This window comes from Neptuniibacter pectenicola (genome assembly GCF_001597735.1).
Taxonomy (GTDB): domain Bacteria; phylum Pseudomonadota; class Gammaproteobacteria; order Pseudomonadales; family Balneatricaceae; genus Neptuniibacter; species Neptuniibacter pectenicola.
Window position 1 is genome coordinate 132,275 of the sequence record NZ_LUTS01000003.1, and the last position, 20,666, is coordinate 152,940.

The window sequence follows — 20,666 nt, forward strand, 5'->3', positions numbered from 1 at the left end:
AATGGCAGTGACTAAAACTAAGCCGACCTCTGCTGGACGCCGTCATGTAGTGACAGTGACTAACTCTGAGCTACACAAGGGCAAGCCGCATGCAGCTCTTGTTGAGAAGAAGAGCAAAAGTGGTGGTCGTAACCACCATGGTCGCATCACTACTCGTCATATTGGCGGTGGCCACAAGCAGCAGTATCGTGTTATTGATTTTCGTCGTAATAAAGACGGTATTCCAGCGACAATTGAGCGCTTGGAATACGACCCGAACCGTTCTGCACATATCGCACTAGTTGTGTATGCAGATGGTGAGCGTCGTTATATCATCGCACCAAAAGGTGTTTCTGCAGGCGCTAAGATTATTTCTGGCGATTCTGTAGATATTAAACCAGGTAATACTATGCCGCTTCGCAACGTACCAGTGGGTTCTGTAATCCATTGTGTAGAGTTGAAGCCAGGTAAAGGTGCTCAGATCGCTCGTTCTGCGGGTACATCTGCACAGCTAGTGGCACGTGAAGGTGCTTACGCTACTCTTCGTCTACGTTCTGGCGAAATGCGTAAAGTCCTTGTTGAGTGTCGCGCTACCTTGGGTGAAGTGAGCAACAGTGAGCATTCCTTGCGTCAGCTTGGTAAAGCTGGTGCTACGCGCTGGCGTGGTGTTCGTCCTACCGTACGTGGTGTTGCGATGAACCCAGTTGATCACCCACATGGTGGTGGTGAAGGTCGTACTTCCGGTGGTCGTCACCCAGTGTCGCCATGGGGTGTTCCGACTAAGGGTTATAAAACTCGTAAGAACAAGCGTACTGACAAGTTAATTGTACGCCGTCGTAACGCTAAGTAAGAGGATACAGCTGTGCCACGTTCACTGAAGAAAGGTCCATTTATCGACCTTCACCTGTTGAAAAAGGTAGAAGCTGCGATTGAAAGCAACGAGCGTCGTCCAATCAAAACTTGGTCTCGTCGTTCTACGATTTTTCCAAATTTCGTAGGTCTTACAATTGCAGTACACAACGGCCGTCAGCATGTTCCGGTATTCGTTACCGAAGACATGGTTGGTCATAAACTGGGCGAGTTTGCCGTGACACGTACATACCGTGGTCACGTAGCAGACAAAAAAGCCAAGCGATAAGGAGTTAGATGATGGAAGTTGCCGCTAAGCATATGGGCGCCCGCATCTCCGCACAGAAAGCACGTCTGGTCGTTGACCAGATCCGTGGTAAATCTGTAGGTGAAGCTCTGAACATCCTGGCGTTTAGTCCTAAAAAAGGTGCGGATCTTGTCAAGAAAGTACTCGAGTCAGCTATTGCTAACGCAGAGCATAACGACGGTGCAGATATTGACGAACTACGCGTTTCTACAGTTTTTGTTGATGAAGCAATGACTATGAAACGTATTAAGCCGCGTGCGAAAGGTCGCGCTGATCGAATTTTGAAGCGCTCCTGTCACATCACTGTTAAAGTGGCCGACTGAGCTGACAGCTAGGAGAGTTCGTTATGGGTCAGAAAGTACATCCGACCGGTATTCGTCTCGGGATTGTTAAAGATCACACGTCTGTGTGGTATGCCGACAAGAACGAATACGCAAGCAAACTGCTAAATGATCTAGAAGTACGCGAGTACCTAGACAAGCAGCTTGAGAAGGCATCTGTGAGCCGCATCGAAATTGAGCGTCCTGCACAGAATGCAAAAATTACTATTCATACTGCTCGTCCGGGCATTGTGATTGGTAAAAAAGGCGAAGATGTTGAGAAGCTACGTAATACTGTATCAGAGATGATGGGTGTTCCGGTGCATATCAATATCGAAGAAATTCGTAAGCCAGAGCTAGACGCACGCTTGGTAGCCCAAGGTGTTGCTAGTCAGCTAGAGCGTCGTGTTATGTTCCGTCGTGCTATGAAGCGCGCCGTGCAGAATGCAATGCGTCTTGGTGCCAAAGGCATTAAGATTCAGCTGGGTGGTCGTCTAGGTGGTGCCGAAATTGCTCGTAGTGAGTGGTATCGTGAAGGCCGTGTGCCATTGCACACATTGCGTGCTGATATCGATTACGCTACATATGAAGCGCACACTACATACGGTGTGATCGGCGTTAAAGTCTGGATCTTCAAAGGCGAGATTCTTGGTGGCATCGAACAGGTGCGTGCTGAGAAGAATGCGCCCAAGAAGAAAGGTAAGTGAGGTAGACGTCGATGCTACAACCTAAACGTCTTAAGTTCCGCAAGATGATGAAAGGTCGCAACCGCGGCCTAGCACAACGCGGTAGCACTGTAAGTTTTGGTGAGTTTGCACTGAAAGCGACCGGTCGTGGTCGTATCACTGCACGTCAGATCGAAGCAGCGCGTCGTACCATGACACGTCATGTTAAGCGTGGTGGTAAAATCTGGATTCGTGTATTCCCAGATAAACCCATCTCTAAGAAACCGCTTGAAGTACGTATGGGTAAAGGTAAGGGTGCAGTTGAGTATTGGGTTGCTCAGATTAAGCCTGGTAAGGTTCTGTTCGAAATGAGCGGTGTACCTGAACAGCTTGCTTCTGAAGCATTCACACTTGCTGCTGCTAAATTGCCTGTTGCTACAACCATTGTTAAGCGGACGGTGATGTAATGAAAGCAATTGAACTACGTGAAAAGTCCGTTGATGAGCTTCAGCAGGAGTTATTAGGTCTTCTAAAAGAGCAGTTTAATCTGCGCATGCAGAAGTCTACTGGCCAGCTAGCACAGAACCACCTTTTAGGTCAGGTTCGTCGTGACATTGCTCGTGTGAAGACAATACTCAACGAAAAGGCAGGTAACTAAGTATGAGCGCCGAAAAACGTACTCGAACTGTTACTGGTCGCGTTGTTAGCGACAAGATGGATAAAACCATCACAGTTCTGGTTGAGCGCAAAGAGAAGCATCCGATTTACGGAAAATTCATGAAGCGCTCTTCTAAACTGCATGCTCACGATGAGAAAAATGAGTGTAAGCAAGGTGACTTAGTTACTGTTGCAGAAACTCGTCCTCTGTCCAAGAATAAATCTTGGGCGCTTGTTCGTATTGAAGAGCGTGCAGCAAAGGTGTAAACTATTGCGCCTTTGCTCCATTAAGCCGGCCCGTCCGTTTAACGGACGGCCTCTAAATGTTTATGGAGTAGACCATGATTCAGACTGAATCTATGCTTGACGTCGCTGATAACAGCGGTGCTAAGCGAGTACAGTGTATTAAGGTCCTTGGTGGTTCTCACCGCCGCTATGCTTCTGTAGGTGACATTATTAAAGTCACTGTTAAAGAAGCGATTCCTCGCGGTAAAGTGAAGAAAGGCCAAGTACTTAACGCCGTAGTGGTACGTACCCGTAAAGGTGTTCGTCGTTCTGATGGCTCAGTAATCCGCTTTGACACAAACTCAGCGGTTTTATTGAACGCAAATGACGCGCCTATCGGTACTCGTATCTTTGGCCCAGTGACGCGTGAACTTCGAAATGAGAAGTTCATGAAAATCATTTCCCTGGCGCCTGAAGTGCTATAAAGATTGAACAATAAACTGTTCAATTTATGTAAAAACGCTAACACTGAGAAGTGTTGGCGTTTTTGAGCATGAGAGGGTAGCAGGAAGCGATATAGGTATAATATGCGCAAAATTAAACGTGACGATGAAGTAATTGTCATCGCAGGAAAAGACAAGGGCAAGCGTGGCACAGTCATGCGCGTTCTGGACGACCGCTTGGTCGTTTCTGGTATCAACATGGTGAAGAAGCACACTAAGCCTAACCCAATGTTGGGCAAAGCTGGCGGCATCGTTGAGAAAGAAGCGGCAATTGCTGTTTCTAACGTAGCTATCTTCAACCCGCAGACTGGTAAGGGCGATCGTGTAGGCTTCAAGATTCTTGAAGACGGCACTAAATCTCGCATCTTCAAGTCTACCGGCGAAATCATTGGCGGATAAGGGGAGCTGATATCATGTCTAGATTAAAAGCGCTTTATAATGATTCCGTTAAGCAGCAGCTTAAAGATGAGCTGAACTGCCCTAACGTAATGGCTGTACCACGTTTGACCAAAATCACCCTGAACATGGGTGTTGGTGAAGCACTAGGTGACAAAAAACAGTTGGAAAATGCTGTTGCAGATATGACTGCAATTGCAGGTCAGAAACCTGTTGTTTGTCTTGCACGTAAATCTATCGCGGGCTTTAAAGTTCGTGAAGGTTGGCCGATCGGCTGCAAAGTTACTTTACGCGGCGAGCGTATGTGGGAATTTTTAGACCGTTTGGTTGATATTTCTATCCCTCGTGTACGTGACTTCCGTGGCTTGAATCCGAAATCTTTCGATGGTCGTGGCAATTACAGCATGGGTGTTAAAGAGCAGATTATCTTCCCTGAGATCGAGTTCGACAAGGTGGATAAAATGCGTGGTATGGATATTACTATCACGACTACTGCTAAGAATAACGATGAGGGTCGCGCCCTGTTGGCTGCCCTGAACTTCCCGTTCCGTAAGTGATAGGCAAACATCATGGCTAAAGAATCTATGAAGGCACGCGAAGACAAGCGTGCAAAACTTGTTGCTAAGTTCGCTGAAAAACGTGCTGAACTTAAAGCAGTTATTAGTAACCCTAATTCATCAGAAGATGAGATTTGGGATGCAGCGATGGCACTTCAGAAGTTGCCACGCGATTCCAGTGCATCTCGTCAGCGTCGTCGCTGTCAAGTGACCGGCCGTCCACACGGTGTATACCGTAAATTTGGATTGTGTCGTGTTAAGTTGCGTGAAGCAGCAATGCGTGGTGATGTTCCAGGTTTGAAAAAGGCTAGCTGGTAACCACCAGTTAGTAAAATGGTAAGCGCAATGGTCTGGCCCTCTTGAGGGTACCGCATTGTGCTGCACAATGAGGAAGTAAATGCATGAGCATGCAAGATACTCTAGCGGATATGTTTACTCGTATTCGCAACGGTCATATGGCTGAAAAGCAGGCCGTATCTATGCCGTCTTCCAAAGTAAAAGTATCTGTTGCCGAAGTTCTTAAAGAAGAAGGTTACATCACTGACTACTCTGTAGAAGGTGAAGTAAAACCGGTTCTGAACATCGAGCTTAAATACTTTGAAGGAAAGCCGGTAATTGAAGAGATTAAACGTGTAAGTCGTCCAGGTTTGCGTATCTATAAGAACGCATCAGAGTTGCCAAAGGTTTCTGCTGGTCTGGGTGTAGCGATTATCTCTACAAGTAAAGGTGTCATGGCTGACCGCGCTGCACGTAGTGCTGGTGTGGGTGGCGAAGTAATCTGCACGGTATTCTAAGAGGTATTTCAATGTCACGTATTGCGAAAAGCCCCGTAGTTGTACCTGCAGGTGTTGAAGTTAAGGTTGACGGTCAGTCCGTTAACGTTAAAGGTAAGAATGGTCAGCTTTCTTTAGACGTTCATCCTTCTGTTTCCGTTTCTCAAGAAGAAAGCGGGCTGAAGTTTGCAGCTAAAGAAGGTACTAAGCTGTCTCTTGCTCTGTCTGGTACTACTCGCTCACTAGTAAACAACATGGTTATTGGTGTGACTGAAGGTTTCAAAAAGACTCTTCAGCTTCAAGGTGTTGGTTATCGTGCTGCCGCTAAAGGCAAAACGCTTAATCTTAGCCTTGGTTTCTCACATCCAATCGATTACGAACTACCGGAAGGTATTTCTGCTGAGACGCCTAACGTTACTACGATCATATTGTCAGGTGCTGACAAACAGGTCCTAGGTCAGGCTGCAGCTGAAATTCGCGCGTTCCGTCCACCAGAGCCTTATAAAGGTAAAGGTGTTCGTTATGCTGATGAGTATGTTCGTCGTAAAGAAGCGAAGAAAAAGTAAATAGGGCAGGGTTATGAACACTAAGAAACAATCTCGTATTCGTCGTGCTCGCCGCTCCCGTCTGAAAATGCGTGAGTTAGGTGCAACACGTTTGTGTGTTACACGCACACCGCGTCATATCTACGCTCAGGTTATCTCTGCAGATGGTGGTAAAGTCCTTGCGGCAGCCTCTACCGTAGAAAAAGATCTACGCGAGACTACTGGCGGTAATGTTGCGGCTGCTGAAACGGTTGGTACGCTAATCGCTCAGCGCGCTAAAGAAGCTGGTGTATCTAAAGTAGCTTTCGATCGTTCTGGTTACCAGTATCACGGTCGTGTTAAAGCTTTGGCTGATGCAGCCCGCGAAGGCGGCCTGGAATTCTAAAGGGATCGAATATGTCAAATCATGAACAGAAAGACGGCGATCTGCAGGAAAAGCTGGTTCAGGTTAACCGCGTCGCTAAAGTAGTAAAAGGTGGTCGTATCTTCGGCTTTACCGCACTAACGGTTGTTGGTGATGGTAAAGGTCGTGTAGGTTTCGGTCGTGGTAAGGCTCGTGAAGTTCCCGCTGCTATTCAAAAAGCAATGGAACAGGCTCGTCGTAACATGGTTTCAGTTGAACTGAACGGCGACACGTTGCAGTACCCAATTAAAGCACGTCATGGTGCTTCTAAAGTTTACATGCAGCCTGCTTCTCAGGGTACTGGTGTTATCGCAGGTGGTGCGATGCGTGCAGTTCTTGAATTGGCGGGTGTCCATAACGTACTTGCTAAGTGCTACGGTTCTACTAATCCGGTAAACGTTGTTCGTGCGACTGTTAAAGGTCTATCAACAATGAAATCACCTGAAGATGTAGCCGCTAAGCGTGGTAAGTCCGTAGAAGACATTCTGGGGTAATCGACAATGGCTAAAACTGTAAAAGTAACATTGGTACGTAGCCCTATCGGTACCCTTCCTAACCACAAATTGTGCGTTAAGGGTCTTGGGCTGCGCCGTATTGGACACACAGTTGAAGTAGAAGATACTCCATCTGTCCGTGGCATGATAAACAAAGTTAACTACATGGTTCGTGTAGAAGACTAATAAGGGAGTTCACAACATGCGTCTGAACACTCTAAGTCCAGCAGACGGTTCACGTAAGGCACCTAAACGTGTTGGTCGTGGTATTGGTTCTGGTCTGGGTAAGACTTGTGGCCGTGGTCACAAAGGTCAGAAATCCCGCTCTGGCGGATCTGTAAAACCGGGTTTTGAAGGCGGTCAGATGCCTTTGCAGCGTCGTCTGCCAAAATTTGGTTTTACTTCTCGTATTGCTCGCTATGTTACTGAGATTCGTCTTGGTGAGCTGGCTAAAATCGAGTCAGAAGTAATTGATCTTGAAGCTTTGAAAGCTGCAGATATCATCAAGCAGGAAATTAAAACTGCTAAAGTGATTCTGTCTGGTGAGATCACGAAGGCTGTCACCGTTAAAGGTCTTAAAGTGACTAAAGGTGCACAGGCTGCTATCGAAGCTGCTGGCGGTAAAGTCGAGGCGTAAATGGCTAAGAAAGGACCAATACCGGCTGGAGTACAAAATGGACTAGGTGAGCTTAAGTCTCGTCTATTATTCGTTTTGATTGCGATTGTGGTATACCGTATCGGGGCTCATATCCCGGTTCCAGGTATTAACCCTGATCGCCTAGCCGCTTTATTTGATCAGAATCAGGGCACAATCCTGAGTCTCTTTAACATGTTCTCCGGCGGCGCGCTGGAGAGAATGAGTATTTTGGCACTAGGTATTATGCCGTATATCTCTGCATCGATTATTATGCAGTTGATGACGGTGGTAAGCCCTACGCTTGCTCAGTTGAAGAAGGAAGGAGAGGCTGGTCGTCGTAAGATCAACCAGTACACTCGCTACGGTACTGTGATACTTGCAACCGTTCAGTCATTTGGTATGGCCGTAGGGCTTGCCAATCAAGGAATAGCATTCACTGCTGACATAAGCTTCTATTTTGTTGCTGTTGTTACATTGGTTGCGGGTGCAGTTTTCTTGATGTGGTTAGGTGAGCAAGTGACAGAGCGTGGTATCGGCAACGGTATTTCTATTCTGATCTTTGCTGGTATTGTGGCTGGATTGCCTAGTGCAATCGGTCAAGCCTTTGAGGCAGCGCGTCAGGGTGATTTAAACATCCTTGCGCTGTTAGCTATCGCTTTTATGGCGGTTGCTACTGTTGGTTTTGTAGTGTTTATGGAGCGAGGACAACGTCGCATCACCATAAATTACGCCAAACGCCAACAAGGTAACCGTGTATTTGCGGCTCAAACTAGTCACCTTCCACTAAAAGTGAATATGGCTGGTGTGATTCCGCCGATTTTTGCCTCGAGTATATTGCTTTTCCCTGCTTCCATGGGCCAATGGTTTGGTCAAGGTGAAGGTATGGATTGGCTGCAGAATGTTGCTTTAGCGCTTGGCCCAGGCCAGCCGCTTTACATTTTGTTGTTCTCGGTTGCAATTATATTCTTCTGTTACTTCTATACAGCGATTGTTTTCAATCCTAAAGATGTAGCAGATAACCTGAAAAAATCAGGTGCTTTTATTCCGGGTATTCGTCCAGGTGAACAGTCCGCACGGTATATTGATACGGTGTTAGGGCGATTGACTTTGTTTGGCGCGCTTTACATTACTGCGGTGTCTTTGATGCCTCAGTTCCTTGTAGTAGCCGCTAATGTACCGTTTTATTTCGGTGGCACCTCGCTCTTGATCGTGGTTGTCGTCGTGATGGACTTTATGGCGCAGGTTCAATCTCATCTGATGTCCCATCAGTACGAGTCCCTGATGAAGAAATCTAATCTCAAAGGTGGTAGCGCAGGAAACTCGCGCTAAAGGCCACAACTGGAGTAGATCATGAAAGTACGTGCATCTGTTAAGAAGATCTGTCGTAACTGTAAAATCGTTCGTCGTAACGGTTCAGTTCGCGTGATCTGTAAAGTAGAGCCGCGTCACAAACAGCGTCAGGGTTAATCTTAAGATTAACTGCTGATTTGGGCGCAGAAGGCGCAAAACACTTGATTTAATTTTAGTCAGTGTGTATTATTGCGCGCCTTCTGCGAACAGAACATATATTTTATTGGTGTATGTAAATAAATACATGCGCCTTTTTTTAACGGAGTAATAGAATGGCCCGTATAGCTGGCGTCAACATTCCTGACAATAAGCATGCGGTAATTTCTCTGACTTACATTTACGGTATTGGCCGCACGACTGCCTCCAGCATTCTTGAAGCATCTGGTATTACACCAACTGTTAAAATTGCTGATTTGTCCGATGAACAATTGGACGTCATTCGTGGAGAAGTTGCTAAGTTGACTGTTGAAGGCGATCTGCGTCGCGAAGTGTCCATGAGCATCAAACGTTTGATGGATCTTGGTTGTTTCCGCGGAATTCGCCACCGTCGTAACCTTCCGGTTCGCGGTCAGCGTAGTAAGACTAACGCGCGTACTCGAAAAGGCCCGCGTAAGCCGATCCGTAAATAAGTGGTAAGCGATAGGAATTCCCAATATGGCAAAGCCAGGTAATCGCACACGCAAAAAAGTGAAGAAGCAGGTTGCGGATGGGTTCGCCCATATTCATGCTTCTTTCAACAATACGATCATTACAATTACTGATCGCCAGGGTAATGCTCTTTCTTGGGCAACTGCAGGTGGCTCCGGCTTCCGCGGTTCTCGTAAGAGTACCCCATTCGCTGCTCAGGTTGCTGCTGAGCGCGCTGGACAGGCTGCACTTGAGTATGGCCTGAAAAACCTCGACGTATTTGTGAAGGGTCCTGGACCCGGCCGAGAATCTGCAGTTCGTGCACTGAACTCATGTGGCTACAAAATCGCAAATATAACGGATGTGACGCCTATACCACACAATGGTTGTCGTCCTCCGAAGAAACGTCGCGTTTAACCTGGAGACGGTAATATGGCTCGTTATCTTGGACCTAAGTGCAAACTGTCTCGCCGGGAAGGTACAGACCTTTTCCTGAAGAGCGGTGTTCGTGCACTGGACAGCAAGTGTAAAGCTGAGACTGTCCCTGGTGTTCACGGCGCACGTCGTGGTCGGTTATCCGACTATGGCTTGCAGTTACGTGAAAAACAGAAAGTTCGTCGTATGTACGGCGTTCTGGAACGTCAGTTCCGTAGTTATTATAAAGAAGCGGCTCGTCGTAGTGGTGCAACAGGTGAAAACTTGCTGCAGCTACTAGAAGGCCGTTTGGACAACGTTGTTTATCGTATGGGATTTGGTGCTACTCGCGCTGAAGCTCGTCAGATCGTTTCTCATCGTTCGATCACTGTTAATGGCCAGGTTGTGAACATTGCATCCTACCAAGTTAAAGCAGGTGATGTTGTTGCAGTTCGTGAAAAAGCTAAAGCTCAGTTGCGTATTAAAAACGCACTTGAATTAGCTGGCCAACGTACAGCAATAGAATGGGTTGAAGTAGACGCTGCTAAAATGGAAGGGACTTATAAAGCCACTCCAGAGCGTTCTGATCTATCTGCAGATATCAACGAGCAGCTTATTGTTGAGCTGTACTCGAAGTAATTTTAACTTTAATTTGGTGGAAATATGCAGCGTTCGGTAAATGAGTTTCTAAGTCCACGTCATATCGACGTACAAGAAATCAGCAAAACGCGTGCTAAGGTGACTCTTGAGCCACTTGAGCGTGGATTTGGCCATACGCTGGGCAGTGCATTACGACGTATTCTTCTATCTTCTATGCCGGGTTGTGCCGTAACTGAAGTGGAAATTGAAGGCGTATTGCATGAGTACAGCACAATTGAAGGTGTTCAGGAAGATGTGATTGAAATCCTCCTGAACCTTAAAGGGGTTTCTGTGTTGTTGCACAACAACGACGAAGTTACCCTGACTCTGAGCAAATCTGAAGCAGGTCCTGTGACTGCGGGTGATATTCAACTGAATCAGGATGTTGAAATTGCTAATCCGGACCATGTGATTGCTCACCTAAATGAAGGTGCGAGTCTTAACATGCAGCTGACTATTGGACGTGGCCGTGGCTATGTTCCAGCAGACTCTCGTGTTTCTGAAGAAGAAGAGACTCGTGCAATCGGTCGTCTACAGCTGGATGCTACATTCAGCCCTGTACGTCGCGTTTCCTACGTAGTAGAAAGCGCACGTGTAGAGCAGCGTACTGACTTGGATAAACTGGTAATCGACATCGAATCTAACGGTACGATCGATCCAGAAGAAGCTATCCGTCGCGCAGCTACTATCTTGCAGCAGCAATTGATTGTATTTGTTGACCTTGAAGATGGGGCTGATCAAGCTAAGGATGTACCAGAAGAGCCGGAAATTGATCCAATTCTTCTGCGTCCAGTAGATGATCTGGAGTTGACTGTACGTTCCGCCAACTGTCTGAAAGCAGAGCAGATTTACTATATCGGTGATCTGATTCAGCGCACAGAAGTTGAGCTGCTTAAGACTCCGAATTTAGGTAAGAAGTCGCTGACAGAAATTAAAGACGTTTTGGCATCAAAGGGCTTGTCCCTTGGTATGCGTCTTGAGAACTGGCCACCGGCTAGCCTTAAGAACGACGATAAAGTCGCTTCCTGATTCGGCGATAAAACTGACTAGTTTGGTAGGTATTTATCATGCGTCATCGTAAATCTGGTCGTAAGTTAGGTCGTACCAGTGCGCACCGCAAAGCCATGTTTAAAAACATGTCAGTTTCTTTGTTTGAGCACGAGTTGATTCGTACAACTCTGCCTAAAGCGAAAGAACTGCGCGGCTATGCTGAGCCACTGATTACTCTAGCTAAAAACGACACTGTTGCGAACCGCCGTTTGGCATTCGCACGTACTGGCAGCAAAGTTGCTGTTGGTAAACTGTTCAATGAACTAGGCCCGCGTTACAGCGCTCGTCCTGGCGGTTATGTTCGCATTCTTAAATGCGGCTTCCGTCCTGGTGACAACGCTCCGATGGCTTACGTTGAGCTAGTTGACCGTCCTGAAGCAACTGCTGCGGATGAGTCATAAGATTAAGTTTTCTTGATCAAAAAAAACCCGGCTTCGGCCGGGTTTTTTATTGTCTGTCATTTAGTTAGTGCCGGTTTAACATCGCTATTCGTTGTAAAACGCCCGTAGGCGTTCTACTGTCGCTAGGCTGTTAGTTAAGCATCTCTTTTAAGAAATGCCCTGTGTAGGAACGTTCATTGTTGGCGACCTCTTCTGGTGTGCCTTCTGCAATAATGCAGCCCCCCTTGATACCGCCTTCAGGCCCTAAATCAACGATCCAGTCTGCTGTCTTGATCACATCGAGGTTGTGCTCAATTACAACGATTGTATTGCCGTGATCCCTCAAGCGATTTAATACGTTGAGTAACTGCTGAATATCGTAGAAATGTAGACCTGTTGTAGGTTCATCTAAAATATACAGCGTTTGGCCTGTGTCCCGTTTAGAGAGCTCTTTAGCTAGCTTAATACGTTGTGCTTCACCACCTGACAGTGTGGTTGCTGCCTGTCCTAAACGTATGTAAGACAGGCCGACATCGATTAGTGTTTGTAGGCGACGGGCAAGGGCGGGAATCGCATCAAAAAAGGTGCGAGCATCCTCTACGGTGAGGTCGAGTACTTCATGTATGTTCTTGCCTTTGTATTTTACTTCGAGGGTTTCGCGGTTATAGCGTTTACCTTTACAGACATCACAAGGTACATAAATATCAGGCAGAAAGTGCATTTCTACTTTTATAACCCCATCACCCTGACACGCTTCGCAGCGTCCGCCTTTAACGTTAAAGCTAAATCGCCCCGGCTTATAACCGCGTGACCGTGCTTCTTGGGTACCGGCAAATAGCTCCCGTACCGGTGTAAAAATACCGGTATAGGTTGCGGGGTTTGAGCGAGGTGTACGGCCTATAGGGCTTTGATCAATGTCGATGACCTTATCAAAATTCTGAAGCCCTTTGATCGCTTTATGGGGCGCGGGATCGAGTGTTGTTGCTCGGTTAAGTTCAGTTGCCGCAATAGGGTAGAGGGTGTTGTTTATTAACGTAGATTTTCCTGACCCAGAAACCCCTGTGATACAGGTCAGCAGACCTACCGGCAGGGTTAGGTTTACGTCATTTAAGTTATTTCCGGTCGCGCCTTCTAGCTCAAGCACTTTGTCTGGGTTGTAGGCGCAGCGTTTTTCTGGGATGGCAATTTTTCTAACGCCGCTCAAGTACTGTCCAGTAATTGAAGCAGGGTTATTCATCACGTCATCGGGCTTACCTTGTGCGATAATTTCACCGCCGTGTACACCGGCACCTGGGCCTACATCAATCACATAGTCTGCCAGTCTTATCGCGTCTTCATCGTGCTCTACCACAATGACAGTATTACCAAGATCCCTAAGGTGAATGAGTGTTTTAAGTAGGCGTTCGTTATCCCGTTGATGAAGTCCAATGGATGGCTCATCTAAAATATACATCACGCCCACGAGGCCCGCGCCAATCTGGCTGGCCAGTCGAATACGCTGTGCTTCACCACCTGAGAGTGTGTCTGCATTACGGTCTAAAGAGAGGTATTCCAGCCCCACATTGACCAAGAAGCTCAGACGCTCCCGAATCTCTTTAAGTATCTTGTCTGCGATTTCACCTTGCTTCCCTACGAGCTCTAGCTGATTGAAGTAATCTAAGCTGTCGCCAATGGGGCGGGTGACAATTTGCGGCAAGGTATGCTCATCAATAAAGACGTGGCGTGCTTCTCTTCTAAGTCGGCTACCCTGACATGAAGAGCATGGCTGCATGTTGAGATATTTAGCTAAATCTTCACGTACCGTATCAGACTCGGTCTCTTTATAGCGGCGTTGCAGGTTGTTGAGTACGCCTTCAAATGGGTGGGCTTTATTAATAATATCGCCGCGGTCATTTAAGTATTTAAACGTAACCGTTTCAGCCCCTGTCCCTTCTAAGATTAGATCTTGGTGTTCCGGTTTAAGCTGTTTGAAGGGCGTATCCATATCAAAGCCGTACTGTTCCGCCACCGCTTTAAGCTGCTGAAAATAGTAAAGGCTCCTTCTATCCCACCCCCTGATCGCGCCTTCCGACAGGGTTAGGCTGCTATCGTGTACGACTTTGCTTTTATCGAAATACTGTTTTACACCTAATCCGTCACAGCTTGGGCATGCGCCGTGGGGATTGTTAAACGAGAACAGCCTAGGCTCTAGTTCTTGTATGCTGTGCCCACAGGTTGGACAGGCGAAGCGAGCAGAGAAGATGAGCTCATCACTGGGGTCATCCATGTTGGCTACTTTTGCAATGCCATCGGTTAAGTTGAGTGCAGTTTCAAACGACTCAGATAAGCGGGTTTGCAGGTCTGGGCGTACCTTAAAGCGGTCAATGACCACTTCAATGTCATGTTTTTTGTTTTTATCTAATTCAGGCGCTGAATCAAGATCGACAACAATGCCGTCGATACGTGCGCGGATAAAGCCTTCGGCGCGTAGGTTGCTAATGGTATGTAGTTGCTCCCCTTTTCTGCCTTGAACAACGGGCGCTAACAGCATCAGTTTAGTGCCCTCTTCCTTTTCAAGGACTTGGTCCACCATCTGGCTAATGGTTTGAGCCGCCAAAGGAAGGTTGTGGTCAGGGCAGCGTGGCTCACCGGCTCGGGCAAAGAGTAGGCGTAAGTAATCGTAAATCTCGGTGATTGTCCCTACGGTTGAACGCGGGTTATGGGAGGTTGATTTCTGTTCAATAGAAATCGCAGGCGAGAGTCCCTCGATATGGTCAACATCGGGTTTTTCCATCATCGATAAAAACTGACGGGCATAGGTCGAAAGGGACTCGACATACCTACGCTGCCCCTCTGCATATAGAGTATCGAAAGCAAGAGAAGACTTACCGGAACCTGAAAGGCCAGTGATCACGATTAACTTATCGCGCGGTATTTCAAGATCAATGTTTTTCAGGTTATGGGTGCGAGCACCGCGGACCAGAATCTTATCCATGTATACGCCTGTTTCTATTCAGTGAATCAGTAACGGTGATAACGCCTGCTACTGTGAGCTATTTTAGCTACATCTTACGAGATTTTTACTCAATTGGTTCATAACTTAAGGGTGAGCAAACGTATCATTATAAAGACTTTTGCGGTCGCCTGAAGCTCTATCTTTAGTTCTATTCAGATAGATAAATTATGATTAGCTTTAACTATGGGAGTTCAACTGATCGCGTGGTAAGCTTTGCTGTTATATGCGTAGCTTTTAGCATCTGACGCGAACAAAGATTTTGGAGAGAAAAATGGCACGTGGTGTTAACAAAGTGATTTTGGTCGGCAATCTGGGCGGAGACCCAGAGGTACGTTATATGCCTAATGGCAATGCAGTGACTAACGTAACTATAGCAACGTCGGACTCTTGGAAAGATAAACAGACGGGACAGCAGCAGGAGCGCACAGAGTGGCACCGTGTTGTCTTTTTTAACCGTTTAGCCGAAATCGCCGGCGAGTACATGCGCAAAGGCGGCAAAGTTTATGTAGAAGGTGCTTTGCGGACGCGTAAATGGCAGGACCAAAGTGGTGCTGATCGTTACACGACTGAGATTGTCGCGAGCGAAATGCAGCTACTTGATAGCCGCGGCGCGGGTGATGGTGGTTATCAGCAGCCACAGCAGGGTGGTTATGCGCCTCAGCAGTCCGCTCCAGCCCCTCAGCAATCTGCACCGCAGCCTCAATATGCACCTCAGCAAGCAGCTAAACCTGCACAACGCCCTGCAGCGCCAGCGCCGCAACCGGCACCGCAAGCTGCACCTGGCTTTGATGATTTTGATGACGATATTCCGTTTTAAAAAATACCACAGATCATAATGTAAAGAATGTCCTTGAGAGCCCCATTGATTGGGGCTTTCCTGTTTGTTTAATAGTATAACGCGCCCACTCGTAGGGAACGGTTTGTACGTAACTGATGTTTACATTATGTTACAGCGGGCCAACCACTTCACTTGTAAACGGATTGTTACGGGGTCTATTGACCCGCTCGGATTCGTTGCTATCTTCCATGACGCTTAATTATTTTTACGAATTATGGTCTGCCGTCATTCTACTTATCTTGTTCTTTGTCGACGGCTACACGCTGTTTTTGCGTGAGCGGTTTCCGCTCAGGTGGGTGAGCTAATGTGATCGGTTAACGCTCATTTTGTGAGTATGCGCTATGATTAACCCAGTGTTTTGCTCTGTTTATGGCATGGTTCTATTCTTGCTACCATCTTTTACACGTAGAGATTATCTTGTCCTAATAATAGGGTTTGCCTTTGAGTCATGATCATTCAGTTGTTCGGCATATAAGATCACAGGAAAGTGATACTGCCGTTGATGTCGACGTTGTACCGTATGGCACGTCAAAAAATCGCTTGGCCTCCAAATATTTATGGCTCTCCCTATTAGTCGCCTTAATACCTTTAATTGGCTTTGCGAGTTTGTACGATTCCTATTTCTCCCAGTTGGTAACCCGTCTGACCGAAGAGCAGCTTGCGACACGCGTGGCCGCCACACAAAATGAGTTTCGTGTATTTATCCGTGAACGGAAATTTGAGCTGCTAGCGCTGGCGGACCAGTTTGATAATCCCAATTTATTTGTGCCTTCCGGTCGACAAAAAATCTCCTCCGAACTAGAGAGTCTATTGCGCTTACAGGTGGATGCGAGAAGTGTGTACGGTGTCGTTTTTTTTGATGAAAAGGGCGAGGTTGTATGGACCTTTCCTGAAGAGCGGCAAGCGGCGCTAACGGGGCTGGAAAGTATATCCGAGTTTGAAGGAACGGAGCTTATTGGCCCTTCACCTTTCTCCATCGAGCAGCCCTCGGGGGTTGTTTTACGAATCGCTGAACATCTGGCTCCGCGCTCGGGCCGTAAGGGGAGTATCGGTTTTTTTCTAAGGTTTAATTCATTAACAGAGATTTTGCAGGGGTTGGACCAAGGGACTGCCTTTCGTGTGCTCCTTCAAGCGGGTGATGGGCAGGCGTACGATGTGGTTGGTCAGCCGGTTACAATGACGAAGGTTGCTACCCAGCGCTTTAGTTTACTGCCGGGTTGGTCGTTACTGGTCATGCAGGATCGTGAGTTGGTGATGTCGCCTGTTGAAAGGATGCGTTATTGGCTGATTATTTTAATGATCTTTACGGTTGCCGGGTTGTTTTGGCTACATATGAGTATTTCTCGCCGGTTGAATCGACAAGTTGAGAGCCTAATTGATAGCGTTGAAAAGGTGGCACTGGGTAACTTAGAAACGCCGGTTGCCAATGTTCAAGGGGTTGAGATGCTGCGCCTTAGGCAGGCGATCGAACGGATGCGGCGTCAACTGAAAACGTTTATTCGATCGACCTTGGCCATAGAGCGACAAGCAACGCTCGGTCAGTTAGCTGCAGGGTTGGCGCACGATATACGTAACCCACTCACCACTATCCGTACGACGGTGGCCGCTTTGGCTCGGCGAGAAACAAATCCAGAGAATAAAGAGATGATGGGGCTGGTTGAAGAGGAGATCGATCGCGTTAATGATGTGCTCGAAAACCTCCTTAACTTTGCCCGCCCTCGTGACCCGTTAGCCAGTAAAATTGACGCAAAAGAGTTGCTGAATGGGATCGTTGCTTTAGTGGGAGCATCGGCCCGTAATCAAAGTATTGAGTTGCGTGTGACGTGTGCATCCTCCCTCGCTTTTTGGGCGGATGAAGGGCATGTCAGGCAAGTATTAATGAACCTGTTACTGAATGCGCTTGAGGCGATGTCTGTTCAAGGCCGTTTGATTCAATTGGATGCATGTCAAAAGGGCGATGAGGTTGCGTTGTCTGTTTGTGACGATGGGCAAGGCATGCCCGAAGATATTTTGGCTCATATTATGGAGCCTTTTTACACAACCAAATCCGCCGGTACCGGCTTAGGGCTAGCAATTTGTAACACGCTGATTAAAAGTAATGGTGGGCGTATGAGCATTGATAGCATCAAGGGTAAAGGCACAACTGTTACGGTGTTTTTGCCTGTTGCAAAGGCTCAGGAGTAATTATTAATGAATAAGGCAATATCCGTTCTGGTCATTGATGATGAACGTAATTTAGTACGCAGTATTGGATTTTCACTGCGTGATGAGGGAATGCTTGTTAGCGGTGCGTATACGGGGAACGAGGGTATTGAACAAGCAAAAATATTAAGCCCCGATGTGGTGCTGTTGGACCTAGGGTTACCGGATATTTCGGGTATCAAAGTATTGGTCCAGCTGCGGGCCCAGCATCCGGATCTTCCCGTTATTATGATTTCGGCCCACGGTGATACGCGATCTGCTGTTAAAGCGGTGAAAGAGGGCGCGATTGATTACATCACTAAGCCGTTTGATATTGAAGAGCTAATCTTACTGATTCGACGCAGCACAGAACGGATTCGCATGTTGCGTGAGATCCGCTTTTTGAGAGAGAAAAACACGGAAACAGGCCCCTTAGTGGGCAGTAGTCCAGAGATGACGGCCTTACGTGATGCGATTGAGCGGGTTGGGCAAAGCTCAGGTAAAACCGTATTGATAACAGGCCCTTCTGGCACAGGAAAGGCGCTGGTTGCACGTGCTCTACATGATGTGCGCTTTACCGATGCGCCGTTTATTGAGGTCAACTGTGCGGCCCTACCGGAACAATTGATTGAAGCGGAGTTGTTTGGTGCAGAACGGGGAGCCTATACCGGGGCTAATCAACGCCGCGCAGGGCTGATTGATTTAGCCGATGGCGGTACTCTGTTTTTGGATGAGATCGGTGAGATCCCCCTTCATCTTCAAGCTAAATTACTGAGCTTTTTGGAAAATCGAAACTATCGTCCGGTGGGCGCAGGGCGTGAACGGCAGGCGAATGTGTTTGTTGTGGCGGCGACAAACTGTAATTTAAAAGCGAACGTTGAAGCCGGTACCTTTAGAGCCGATCTCTTTTATCGTTTAAATGTGTTGCCTGTTGATATTCCTGGGCTGTCTGAGCGGGATAGGGATGTCACGTTATTAGTGGCTCATTTTAGTGAGCTGTTTGCTCAGCAGGAGCATTGCGAACCTATTGAGCTGGATGAGGCGGTGCTCAATGTGCTCGAAAAATATGATTGGCCGGGTAATATTCGAGAGTTAAAAAATCTGATGGAGCGCTTAACCATCCTCTATCCGGGTCAATCTATCACGGTTGATATGCTGCCTACGGAGTTCCATGAAGGCTTCCGTGTGGCACCGACGGTTAAAGATGATTACCGCGAGTCTGTTGAGGACCATGAACGGCAATTGATTTTAGATGCGCTAAAAGAGTCGGATTGGCGTAAAGGGTTAGCGGCTGAAAAGCTGGGAATCTCACGTCATGCTCTTAAACGCAGAATACAACGGTTGGATTTGGAGAATGAGGAATGATCGTCAGGCTGATCGGCATTTTCTTATTACTATTGAATACCGTTGAGGCGGAAGAGCTGGCATTAGGTGCCTCTAAAGCAGACGCGCAAGCAACCGTGGGCTGCCTTTTTCCGATGGGCGGCCGAGGTGGTATATATGGGCAAGACAGTGTGACAGGGATCAAACTGGCTTTTGAGCACCTGAAAAAGCAGCCGCTGCCATATCCGCCTATTCGTGTTTTAGTATCTGATAGTAGCTCTAAGGCCTCTAAAGCGGCACGTCAAGTCCGTAACTTTGTGCGGAAAGATGGCGTCCGTTTCATTTGTGGCGTGGTGAATTCAGCGATTGCGTTACAGGTGGCTGAAGTGGCTGAAGAGGAGAAGGTCTTTTTTATCGGGACTGATCATGCCTCATCTAAGCTTACCCGAGGAAAAGTACGAGATTACTATTTCCGTGTCAGTAACAATGCAGAACAGTCGATGCAGGCGGCCGCGATTTACATTAAGAAAAAGTTTGCGCGAGGTCCCCGTGCTCAGCCTTTAAAGCTGGCATATATTGGGCCCGATTATGATTATGGCTATCAAGCATGGAAAGACCTTCGGGCGAGGCTGGACGCTGAAGGGGTTAACTATCAGGTTGAGACGGTACTTTGGCCAAAGCTCTATGAGCCGGATTACTCCGCTTATTTGAGAGCCTTGGTTGATAAGAAAGTCGATTTAGTTGTGAATGCCCTATGGGGCGGGGACCTGGTTGCCTTTATTCAGCAGGCCAACCAAACGACGCTTTTTGAGCATGCCCGTTTTGCTAACTTTGATACCGGTGGAAATTATGAGGTGCTATCGGCCTTAGGTGAAGATATGCCTGAAGGATTGATTCTGTCATCGAGGCACCATAATAACTGGCCACAAACGGATTATAATACGTGGTTTGTTGAACGCTTTCATGCGTTAACTGGGCGTTATCCCTCATACGCTGCGGAGGGGGCTTATGCCGGTATCTTGGCGATATCTGAAGCACTGCGCGTGGCGGGTCCTGAGGCCAGCGATCAAGCGTTACGAGATGCATTAAGTTCCCTGCATCTTAAACTGCCGGAAGATCCCGAGGGTTTCATCTCCTTTATGAACCCTCTTAATCACCAGTTGCAGCAAGTGATTGCTATAGGTGAAACGGTTCCTGATCAGCGTTTTTTGCCCGCACGGATGATGTTAGGCAATTGGATGATTTACCACCCGCAGCTGTCGAATCAGCCGGAGTAAGTAAACCTGCTCATATTGAATCGTGCAGCGATGGCTGTGCGTAGCGCTTTTGTATTCTGCACTCTCTTTAGATGAATCCTTTCCTTTGGTTGATCGCTCGCGCCTCGTTGAGGCGCTCATGCTTGAGCGGTTATCGATCAACCTACCTGTTGTTTATTTTTCTGTTTTTCTGTTTTTATTAATATTTGTCTTATAAAACAAATAGTTAGAATGTTGTTTTGTTTTTGGCATATGGTTTGCTCAACTCCTTGTCGAGTAGTGCAGTGAAGGGGCGCGAGGATG

General features: G+C 47.3%; 29 protein-coding genes. 28 read left to right on the top strand and 1 reads right to left on the bottom strand.

Annotated elements, in window-relative coordinates; genetic code table 11:
• The first annotated feature begins 1 nt into the window (after nt 1).
• The 24 genes from rplB (at nt 2) to rplQ (ending at nt 11,791) form a co-directional block, all read left to right on the top strand.
• Nucleotides 2-829 carry a 50S ribosomal protein L2 gene (rplB, locus tag A3773_RS05205; RefSeq protein ID WP_067983793.1) on the top strand — a complete coding sequence of 276 codons (828 nt, stop codon included), beginning with the start codon at nt 2-4 and terminating at the stop codon, nt 827-829.
• Between the two features lie 12 nt (nt 830-841).
• The gene (rpsS, locus tag A3773_RS05210) at nt 842-1,117 is read left to right on the top strand and encodes a 30S ribosomal protein S19 (protein ID WP_067862871.1); all 276 of its coding nucleotides are present in this window, start codon (nt 842-844) and stop codon (nt 1,115-1,117) included.
• A gap of 8 nt (nt 1,118-1,125) precedes the next feature.
• On the top strand, nt 1,126-1,458 hold the full coding sequence (gene rplV, locus A3773_RS05215; protein WP_425461972.1) for a 50S ribosomal protein L22: 333 nt from the start codon (nt 1,126-1,128) through the stop codon (nt 1,456-1,458).
• 23 nt (nt 1,459-1,481) lie between these two features.
• On the top strand, nt 1,482-2,162 hold the full coding sequence (rpsC, locus tag A3773_RS05220; RefSeq protein ID WP_067983795.1) for a 30S ribosomal protein S3: 681 nt from the start codon (nt 1,482-1,484) through the stop codon (nt 2,160-2,162).
• 11 nt (nt 2,163-2,173) lie between these two features.
• Nucleotides 2,174-2,587, top strand: a complete 414-nt coding sequence (gene rplP / locus A3773_RS05225) for a 50S ribosomal protein L16 (protein WP_067862864.1) — start codon at nt 2,174-2,176, stop codon at nt 2,585-2,587.
• Nucleotides 2,587-2,778, top strand: a complete 192-nt coding sequence (rpmC, locus tag A3773_RS05230) for a 50S ribosomal protein L29 (protein WP_067862863.1) — start codon at nt 2,587-2,589, stop codon at nt 2,776-2,778. Before rplP ends, rpmC begins: the two co-directional genes overlap by 1 nt.
• A 2-nt stretch (nt 2,779-2,780) precedes the next feature.
• Complete coding sequence (gene rpsQ, locus A3773_RS05235; protein ID WP_067862856.1) at nt 2,781-3,044, top strand: 30S ribosomal protein S17; 264 nt, start codon at nt 2,781-2,783, stop codon at nt 3,042-3,044.
• 74 nt (nt 3,045-3,118) lie between these two features.
• Nucleotides 3,119-3,487 (top strand): 50S ribosomal protein L14, encoded by a 369-nt coding sequence (gene rplN, locus A3773_RS05240; protein WP_067983797.1) that lies wholly within the window; start codon nt 3,119-3,121, stop codon nt 3,485-3,487.
• A gap of 102 nt (nt 3,488-3,589) precedes the next feature.
• Nucleotides 3,590-3,904 carry a 50S ribosomal protein L24 gene (gene rplX / locus A3773_RS05245; RefSeq protein WP_067862852.1) on the top strand — a complete coding sequence of 105 codons (315 nt, stop codon included), beginning with the start codon at nt 3,590-3,592 and terminating at the stop codon, nt 3,902-3,904.
• Nucleotides 3,905-3,918: 14 nt separating this feature from the next.
• Nucleotides 3,919-4,458, top strand: a complete 540-nt coding sequence (gene rplE / locus A3773_RS05250) for a 50S ribosomal protein L5 (protein ID WP_067983799.1) — start codon at nt 3,919-3,921, stop codon at nt 4,456-4,458.
• Between the two features lie 12 nt (nt 4,459-4,470).
• The gene (gene rpsN, locus A3773_RS05255) at nt 4,471-4,776 is read left to right on the top strand and encodes a 30S ribosomal protein S14 (protein ID WP_067983802.1); all 306 of its coding nucleotides are present in this window, start codon (nt 4,471-4,473) and stop codon (nt 4,774-4,776) included.
• A gap of 83 nt (nt 4,777-4,859) precedes the next feature.
• A complete protein-coding gene (gene rpsH / locus A3773_RS05260; RefSeq protein ID WP_067983804.1) occupies nt 4,860-5,252 on the top strand; it encodes a 30S ribosomal protein S8 in 393 nt (130 codons plus the stop codon).
• An 11-nt stretch (nt 5,253-5,263) separates the two neighbouring features.
• On the top strand, nt 5,264-5,797 hold the full coding sequence (rplF, locus tag A3773_RS05265) for a 50S ribosomal protein L6 (RefSeq protein WP_067983806.1): 534 nt from the start codon (nt 5,264-5,266) through the stop codon (nt 5,795-5,797).
• Nucleotides 5,798-5,810: 13 nt separating this feature from the next.
• Nucleotides 5,811-6,161, top strand: a complete 351-nt coding sequence (gene rplR / locus A3773_RS05270) for a 50S ribosomal protein L18 (protein ID WP_067983808.1) — start codon at nt 5,811-5,813, stop codon at nt 6,159-6,161.
• 11 nt (nt 6,162-6,172) lie between these two features.
• Entirely contained in the window at nt 6,173-6,673 is a 501-nt protein-coding gene (rpsE, locus tag A3773_RS05275; RefSeq protein ID WP_067983810.1) for a 30S ribosomal protein S5, read from the top strand.
• A 6-nt stretch (nt 6,674-6,679) separates the two neighbouring features.
• Nucleotides 6,680-6,859, top strand: a complete 180-nt coding sequence (gene rpmD, locus A3773_RS05280) for a 50S ribosomal protein L30 (protein ID WP_067983812.1) — start codon at nt 6,680-6,682, stop codon at nt 6,857-6,859.
• A gap of 16 nt (nt 6,860-6,875) precedes the next feature.
• Nucleotides 6,876-7,310 carry a 50S ribosomal protein L15 gene (rplO, locus tag A3773_RS05285; protein ID WP_067983814.1) on the top strand — a complete coding sequence of 145 codons (435 nt, stop codon included), beginning with the start codon at nt 6,876-6,878 and terminating at the stop codon, nt 7,308-7,310.
• Nucleotides 7,311-8,639, top strand: coding sequence for a preprotein translocase subunit SecY (gene secY, locus A3773_RS05290; protein ID WP_067983816.1), 1,329 nt, complete (start codon nt 7,311-7,313; stop codon nt 8,637-8,639).
• Between the two features lie 21 nt (nt 8,640-8,660).
• Nucleotides 8,661-8,777, top strand: coding sequence for a 50S ribosomal protein L36 (gene rpmJ / locus A3773_RS17525; RefSeq protein ID WP_007021200.1), 117 nt, complete (start codon nt 8,661-8,663; stop codon nt 8,775-8,777).
• A gap of 155 nt (nt 8,778-8,932) precedes the next feature.
• Nucleotides 8,933-9,289, top strand: a complete 357-nt coding sequence (rpsM, locus tag A3773_RS05295) for a 30S ribosomal protein S13 (protein WP_067862833.1) — start codon at nt 8,933-8,935, stop codon at nt 9,287-9,289.
• Nucleotides 9,290-9,314: 25 nt separating this feature from the next.
• Nucleotides 9,315-9,704 (top strand): 30S ribosomal protein S11, encoded by a 390-nt coding sequence (gene rpsK, locus A3773_RS05300; RefSeq protein WP_067862832.1) that lies wholly within the window; start codon nt 9,315-9,317, stop codon nt 9,702-9,704.
• A 15-nt stretch (nt 9,705-9,719) separates the two neighbouring features.
• Nucleotides 9,720-10,340, top strand: a complete 621-nt coding sequence (rpsD, locus tag A3773_RS05305) for a 30S ribosomal protein S4 (RefSeq protein ID WP_067862831.1) — start codon at nt 9,720-9,722, stop codon at nt 10,338-10,340.
• A 24-nt stretch (nt 10,341-10,364) separates the two neighbouring features.
• A complete protein-coding gene (locus A3773_RS05310) occupies nt 10,365-11,369 on the top strand; it encodes a DNA-directed RNA polymerase subunit alpha (protein WP_067983818.1) in 1,005 nt (334 codons plus the stop codon).
• Nucleotides 11,370-11,407: 38 nt separating this feature from the next.
• Nucleotides 11,408-11,791 (top strand): 50S ribosomal protein L17, encoded by a 384-nt coding sequence (gene rplQ / locus A3773_RS05315; RefSeq protein WP_067983819.1) that lies wholly within the window; start codon nt 11,408-11,410, stop codon nt 11,789-11,791.
• Between the two features lie 130 nt (nt 11,792-11,921).
• On the opposite strand, the gene uvrA is transcribed toward rplQ, so the two are convergent.
• Entirely contained in the window at nt 11,922-14,744 is a 2,823-nt protein-coding gene (uvrA, locus tag A3773_RS05320) for an excinuclease ABC subunit UvrA (protein WP_067983821.1), read from the bottom strand.
• A gap of 292 nt (nt 14,745-15,036) precedes the next feature.
• Between uvrA and ssb the strand changes: the two genes are divergently transcribed.
• The 4 genes from ssb to A3773_RS05340 all read left to right on the top strand — a co-directional run bounded on the left by ssb (nt 15,037) and on the right by A3773_RS05340 (nt 20,384).
• Nucleotides 15,037-15,582 (top strand): single-stranded DNA-binding protein, encoded by a 546-nt coding sequence (ssb, locus tag A3773_RS05325; RefSeq protein ID WP_067983823.1) that lies wholly within the window; start codon nt 15,037-15,039, stop codon nt 15,580-15,582.
• A 462-nt stretch (nt 15,583-16,044) separates the two neighbouring features.
• Nucleotides 16,045-17,787 (top strand): sensor histidine kinase, encoded by a 1,743-nt coding sequence (locus A3773_RS05330; RefSeq protein ID WP_067983825.1) that lies wholly within the window; start codon nt 16,045-16,047, stop codon nt 17,785-17,787.
• A 6-nt stretch (nt 17,788-17,793) separates the two neighbouring features.
• Entirely contained in the window at nt 17,794-19,149 is a 1,356-nt protein-coding gene (locus A3773_RS05335; RefSeq protein WP_067983826.1) for a sigma-54-dependent transcriptional regulator, read from the top strand.
• On the top strand, nt 19,146-20,384 hold the full coding sequence (locus A3773_RS05340; RefSeq protein WP_067983828.1) for an ABC transporter substrate-binding protein: 1,239 nt from the start codon (nt 19,146-19,148) through the stop codon (nt 20,382-20,384). Before A3773_RS05335 ends, A3773_RS05340 begins: the two co-directional genes overlap by 4 nt.
• The last annotated feature ends 282 nt before the right edge of the window (nt 20,385-20,666 follow it).